The organism is Terrabacter sp. RAF57 (genome assembly GCF_052113925.1).
Classification (GTDB): domain Bacteria; phylum Actinomycetota; class Actinomycetes; order Actinomycetales; family Dermatophilaceae; genus Terrabacter.
This window is the reverse complement of sequence record NZ_JBFRDT010000047.1, coordinates 1-5,334: the sequence shown is the minus strand read 5'-3', so window position 1 is coordinate 5,334 and position 5,334 is coordinate 1. Positions and strand designations below refer to the sequence as shown.

Sequence of the window (5,334 nt, the reverse complement as noted above, 5' to 3'; positions counted from 1 at the left end):
ACCTGGCCGAGCGGGGCCTCGCCGCGCCGGGCGACGGCGATCACGTCGTCGCGGAACTCCTTGGGGTGGGCTGCAGGCATGGTGTACATCCTTCCAGCGGCGGCCTCTGTCGCCACAGGTCAGGTGTCAACCAGAGCGTCAGCAGTCCCGGTCCATCAGACCGAGCGCGGCAGCCAACGCCGAATGCTTGCCGAGGTGCACCTTCATCGCCTTCTGAGCCGCGGCGCCGCCAACGGATGCGCTCCGCACCCAAGTGTCGTGCGGCCCCATCTGACTCAGGTACTTCGCAGGCGCGTGGCTTAGGGCCTCCTCGCTGGGGTTCTCGTTACCCAAATCTCGCACGTGCGCGGCCCGCATATGTGGTTTCGGGGGGCTGTGAGAGCCTGAGGCGACGTTTGCGTGCTGTCCAACGTATGTCGGAGTCGGCCTATACGAAATTCCTCGCGCTTTGGACCCGCCAGCGGCCCGCCTAATCGTCGACGTACCCGCCGGGGTTGCCCGCAGGCTGACGGATACGTCGACGAACCAGCCGAGGGCATAGGCGAGGGCCTGAACTGTGCCCTGTTCATCGAGTCCCCACCCGATGAAGTCGGTGGTGTCGAACGCAACGAGTTGTCCACGGTCCCCACGCCCGACCCAGCTGTATGCATATGTCTCATCCTGGGTGAGGAGGATCTGCACCCCCTTCGGTTCACCACCGAACCACACGGGCCAATCGGTCCACTTGGTCAGTGCGCTCGCTTGGCCCACCGCGACATTCCTCATGTACTCGGTGACGTCACGAGAGTCGGGAAGCCCGAAAGGAGTCGCGCCGGGAGCCACGAACGTCAAACCTCGGGCCCTCACGGCGTCAAGGAGTTGGGTCAGCGCTGGCGAGGTCGTCGCATCAAGAAGCGGCAGTAGCCAAGGGGCGGCTCGGAAGCGCCAGTCGGCGGGCGCTCCGTCCCATCGTTCAGACCCTAGGTCGATGCCGACGCCCGACAAAGCAGACGTGGCATAGGCGCCAGCCAGAAGCCGGTCGGACGCCCTTTGGACCGACGACTGTCTCCGCGGTCCCATGAACGTGTGCGCCAGGCACGAGCTAAGGACTGGAGCCGGGAGGCCTGCGCCAGCTCCGTCCAGGCAAGACGCCAATAGTGCTGCTAACACGGCCTCAGTCGGGCGGTCATCACTCTTCACGGCCTTACGGGCTAGCCGACCCACGGCATTGGACGCCACTGCGCGTTCCACGGCTTGACGACTCACGACCGTCGGGGACGCGCCGGTCGAGCGCGAGCCTCCGGTGAGCATGGCCAGCAACCTGGCCTGTTGAGTCTTGGAAAGCTTGACGCTCGCCAGGTATCCAAGGGCCGTATTCGGCTCTTCATGGTCGTCGCCCAGCGCTGCACCAACTTTCACGGAAGCGCGCGCTCTGGTCGTCGCAAGGGCGAGCTCGTCCCGAAGCATGGTTTGAGCGCTTGCGGCGTCAGCGGTACATGCGACGGCAGCGATGCCGAGTAGGGCCGAAGGGCCTGCCGATCGACGTCGCTCGGCGCGGACCTGCGCCGATGCGAGCGACGCGACGAGCGGCCTTCTAAGCGACTCCGGAGCCCAGTCGGAACCGTCAAGCCGGATCGTCGTCGACATTGCCACAACCTACCCTCGACTCGTGGTCGCGCTCTGTGTAATCGAATCGAATCGTTCCCCTGCGTCTTTCCGCCGCGTGTGCCAGGTGACCTGGGGTCGGATGGTCATCCGAGGGAAGAGTGCATAACGCGGTATCAGTTCGCTGACCGCAGAACCGCGCCACTCTTGAGAGCAAAGAGTGTCTGGTCGCCCACCACGCCATCGGAAATCAGTCCATTGACGCCCTGGAAAGTACGCACGATAGCCCTGGTCTGCGGGCCAAACTCGCCGTCCACGACAATGCCGGCCCCAGCGGCGCGGAGCGCGCGCTGCAGCGTGCGCACCGCTGGGCCCGAGTCGCCTTCGCGCAGCCACGCAGGTCCCAGCGAACGAGAAATGAGCGCAACCCACATGACGTTGTTGACTCGCCCCGAATGCGAGACGGGGCGTTCGCTGGCCGATTTCAGCCGCGCCACAGCCGCACGCGTCTGCGGACCGTACTGACCGTCGACCACCACGTGGCCAAGCCCTGCGTCATTCAGGAAGCATTGCAGTGCCCGAACCTCGCTGCCGGATGAGCCCTGCCGAAGAATCGGATACGTGGCTAGCGTCCGGTCACAGCTGCCGGTTGAGTCAGCCGCAGTTGAGCGAGGAGCAGTGGGAGTCGCCGTAGGGGTAGCGAACCCGCTCGACGGCGCAGTTCGGTCCGCAGTGGGCACCTGCGAACAATGAGCCTGGCCCAACGCCGTGGTGCGTCCGCTCCAGTCGCGTGCACGTTTGGCCGCATCATCGGAAGAGACGCCGAAGGCGATGCCCTCTGAGTCCTTACGGACAGCGACGGCAACGCCGACCACGTTGCCCTCTGCGGTGAGCAACGGACCGCCAGAATTTCCCGGATTGAGGGCCAGGTCAGTTTGGATTAGGTCCGAGTAGGTGTCGATCGAACGCCCGGTCCCCGAGATCGTCCCGCGCGTCAGGGACATTGGCTGGTCTTTGGGAAAGCCAATTGCCGCGACGTCTAGGCCGACTGCTGGCCGACCCTCCATGAACGTGAAGACATGCCCGCCGACCCTGTGGTCAAGCCGAATAACCGCCAGGTCTTGGCGAGAGTCAAGGCCCACAACGGTTCCCCGCGCCGTCCCGGCTTGGCCGTCCTCGCCTAGTTCGACGAGGAGTTCCGTCCAGCCATCAATGACGTGCTCATTAGTGAGCAACAGTTGCTGGCCGACCAGAAAACCTGTCCCGTGCGCGCGCCCATCGCACGTGGTGACGTCCACTCGGGCAACCCCGCTGTTAACGCTGCGAAAGGTGGCCTCGAATCCCTGCTTCGCCTGGACAACCTTCGGTGACGCGCCAATGGGTGCCGGCGCAGTCGGCGATGCGGCGAAATTGCAGCCTGCCAGCGCAGCCAAGCTCGCGATACCCGCAGCAACGCTGGCCGCCCTTCGCCACCGCCATGTCGACACGCTGACCCCTCTCGCGCAGCGCTAATCGCCTCGTCGCACGAAGGGTAAGCCAACAGGAGGGACCAGTTGACCCGTTCCGCATTTCCGGGGATCCCACCCAACGCGAATGCCCGGTCGCGCCACTCCATGGACACCCCGGCGGCGAAGTCCGGCTTCAGTGAGTGCCCGCGCGAACGTGCCAGCTGCTTTCGCCACTGGGCGGACCTGACCACGGTCAATCCACCGCATCACGACCTGACTCGGCAGGTCAACCCTTAACGCGAGCGAGGGTGAGCGTCTCGTTTGCGAGGCTAACGCGGCTCGCCTTCCATCCTGCGTCGATGATGGCGCGCGCCACGGCACTTCCCTCATAGCTGTGCCAATGCGCAACATGATGCCGGCACGAGGTCGGTAACGGGAAGCCCAGGAGCTCTTCCAACTCATCGAAAGTGACCGACAGCGAGTCCTCCTGGCGAGCAATAAGCCAGCGATGGAGAGCCGCGTACTTTCCGGAGTGCGAGATCGTGGCCAGCGCCGAGCCCTGCTTCAGGGGAAAGACGCTCCCGCTCGTGTCCCGCTCGACATCCAGTGGCCCCACGTCTTCGGTCGGTTGCTCAGGTTCCTGAACCGGGACGGCGAGACTGCCAGTGAGCATGGGCGCCCTAGCAAGCGTTCGGACGTCCTCCGCAGTCCAAACCAAGATGTTGGCCCCCGGGCGGTCGACCAGCTGGCTGGTGAACGTGCGCAACCCCTCGTCTTTCTGGGTGTCCCCCGCGAGGACGATGACCCCCAACGACACGCCAGCATCCTGCAAGTTCAACAGGTCGCCTTTGACGTGCTTGCGGGTTCGCCAACTGGACTCGATTTCGAACCCCGCAACAGGCACGGCAAGTTCCAGCCCAGGAAATGGGACCGGCGGCGTCCAGGTCCAGACGACATCGAGCCTTCCGCCTCGAACCGGGTACTCGAGAACTACCGTGAACCCCAACCACTCCCCCGCGGTCGCGAGGAGGCCAGTCAGCTCACGGTTCACCTCGCTAGCGGATTGCAGGTCTGCCGTTGCCACCACTCAACGAGTATCGCGCCCGGCGCGCGATCCTGGGCCAAACCACCCCCCAGATCGCCTGCCGTCGGTGCGTCACTTCACCGCGAGGCGGGCGAGGACTGCGACGGTCGGCTGAGGGATGTCACTCTCGGTCACCCGTGTACGGCCATCCGCAGTGCTGAGTCCTCGACCGGTCCCGGCCGACCGGGCGGCGACCGGTATGTCGCCGTCTTCCCACCCGGGAACTGCGCGATGATCGCGACATGGATGCGGATTGGGCCGGTGTAGGCGTCACCATACTCATCGCCGCCGCGACTGGCGGGTGGGCAGTGTTGCGATGGTCTGGGGAACGGAGAGCCGACCGCCAACAGAAAGCTGAACTTACGGACGCGCTCTATTTGCTGCCTTTCGTGACGGCAGCTGAAGACCTGCAGAGCAGGCTCTACAACCTGCTACATAACAACGGTTTGATGCCGTTGCGTGCCCAGGACCCGCGAGGTAGGTATGCCGGCGAGACAATGTTCCTTCTCGCTCGCTTCTTCGCGTGGGAACAGCAGCTCTTGCGGTTCACCCACCTTGCTGGCGACCCAGGCATTGTTGCTGCAGCGCGGCAAGCCCGTAAGGTGCTCGCCTCGGACGCGTTGGGCTTGGATCCGTGGTGCTTCTTCCGTACGACGCAGACCGCGCTCGGGCAAGCGGTGGTCGTCTGGCGTGAGGGTGCTGGTGGTTTCGCGGACACGATTTCCGTTGTGGAGTTTGAGCGTCTGCTGTCGGACGGGCTCGCAGAGGGTCTCGGCATTCAGAGCGCATTGGATGCTTTGAGGAACGCCACCGTTATCGAGGACCTCGGTGAGGGGACTCTCCGAAGATTGGAAGAACTCCGCGTGGCTATCGAGGCGTTACTCGATGCCGTCGATGACCACGTAGCTCGTCGACGCGGAGGCGTCTCCGTCCTGGCGCGAGCGGGCGGGCGCAGCGGCTGACCGTCGGCGTCAGACGGCCCACGGCCACATTCGTCCTCACAACAACTGATCCGACGCCGACAACCGTGCAAGAAGGACGTTTGCGCGAGCTCGGGGACCCGCGTCACACCGGCTCCCTTCTGTTGTCAACCGGTCGCGTGGAGGTGGGTCTTCCGCGTGGTGGCTGTGCGGCGTAGCGTCGTTGGCGCGGGTCCGGGAAGTGGCTGATCCGAAGCGCTGGTGAGCGGGTTCGAGCCGGCCGCGCTGGATACATGAG

The 5,334-nt window shown here is 64.8% G+C and carries 3 protein-coding genes; 1 reads left to right on the top strand and 2 read right to left on the bottom strand.

All coding sequences use genetic code 11. The annotated features are described in order from the left end of the window. Positions 1 to 1,760 precede the first annotated feature (1,760 nt). Both AB4Y83_RS22575 and AB4Y83_RS22570 read right to left on the bottom strand, forming a co-directional pair. Positions 1,761 to 2,882, bottom strand: a complete 1,122-nt coding sequence (locus AB4Y83_RS22575; protein WP_442298267.1) for a trypsin-like peptidase domain-containing protein — start codon at positions 2,880 to 2,882, stop codon at positions 1,761 to 1,763. Between the two features lie 436 nt (positions 2,883 to 3,318). Continuing rightward, positions 3,319 to 4,083 carry a DUF7662 domain-containing protein gene (locus AB4Y83_RS22570; RefSeq protein WP_442298266.1) on the bottom strand — a complete coding sequence of 255 codons (765 nt, stop codon included), beginning with the start codon at positions 4,081 to 4,083 and terminating at the stop codon, positions 3,319 to 3,321. A 275-nt stretch (positions 4,084 to 4,358) separates the two neighbouring features. Here AB4Y83_RS22570 and AB4Y83_RS22565 point away from each other — a divergent pair, with 275 nt between their 5' ends. Beyond that, entirely contained in the window at positions 4,359 to 5,078 is a 720-nt protein-coding gene (locus AB4Y83_RS22565) for a hypothetical protein (RefSeq protein WP_442298265.1), read from the top strand. Positions 5,079 to 5,334: the final 256 nt, after the last annotated feature.

Excerpts from the sequence above, each read along its gene's own strand:
- AB4Y83_RS22565 (WP_442298265.1), top strand. The coding sequence starts at position 4,359 with ATGGATGCGGATTGGGCCGGTGTAGGCGTCACCATACTCATCGCCGCC.